The sequence below is a fragment of the Oleiphilus sp. HI0117 genome (genome assembly GCF_001635235.1).
Genome location: NZ_LWGA01001341.1, coordinates 1 through 925, shown reverse-complemented (window position 1 = coordinate 925; position 925 = coordinate 1). Strand labels below are relative to the sequence as shown.

Genomic DNA, 925 nt, shown 5'->3' with positions numbered 1-925 from the left:
AGAAGTTAAGCCTGTCGTAGCAGCCTCTAAACGTCCACTGGCTTCCAAGCCAAAAGTGTCGCATTTGCCCGTTTTTAAAAATATTTGGATGGTTCAGTTAGGAACGTTTAGTAAAACTGAGAACGCTTATAAGCTAAGAGACAAACTCAGGGCCGATGGTTTTGACGGGCATACAAAAGAAGTTTTGTTGGGCGGTAAAAAAGCGATTAGGGTCTTCACCGGTCCTTTTGTTAAGAAGCGTGAAGCTGAAAAAACCAAGAAGAAACTCGACCAAAAGTATAAGGTTGATAGTCGACTCATCTTTTTTGATGCGTAACCCCCATTATCTTTGTTATTATGCGCGCCTGTTTTTTGGATATCATTTGTTTGGGTTAAATGTATCATTGCAAGTCAGAGACTAACGGGGTTAATGCGCTTTAAATGTCAGGTTTAAATTGGGCCGACTGGACGCTCATCGTCATTATCTCACTTTCAAGTTTAATGAGTCTCAGGCGAGGTTTTGTTAAGGAAGCCTTGTCGCTTGCTACATGGGTGGTTGCCTTTATTGTGGCGCGCAGCTTTCATCCTAATCTCCAAACCTTATTGATTGACTCAATTAATGAACCAGTACTAAGAACCATCGCAGCATTTATTATGTTGTTTATAGGTACCTTGCTGGTGGGTGCTGGTATCAACTTCATTGTTGGTGCTTTGATACGTTTAACTGGCTTAACCCCAATAGATAGAATGCTAGGAATTGTGTTTGGTCTTGCCAGGGGGTTAATTCTTGCAGTTGTGCTTGTAGCCATTGTTCGCTTAACGCCTTTTGAGCAAAGCGACTGGTGGCAAAATTCGGTAATGATCGAGAATTTGTCTATATTAGAGCAATGGTCTCGATCAGTATTCGAAAGTCATAAAGAAACCAAAGTTTGATAGAAACGTTTTT

Annotated in this window: 2 protein-coding genes; both read left to right on the top strand. The window is 41.0% G+C overall.

Going from position 1 to position 925, the window contains the following annotated elements:
• Window positions 1-316, top strand: a 316-nt coding sequence (locus tag A3757_RS23145) for an SPOR domain-containing protein (protein WP_231878361.1), incomplete at its 5' end; no start/stop codon positions are given.
• Window positions 317-420: 104 nt separating this feature from the next.
• Window positions 421-912: a CvpA family protein gene (locus tag A3757_RS23140; RefSeq protein WP_068515765.1), complete on the top strand. Its 492-nt coding sequence runs from the start codon at window positions 421-423 to the stop codon at window positions 910-912.
• The last annotated feature ends 13 nt before the right edge of the window (window positions 913-925 follow it).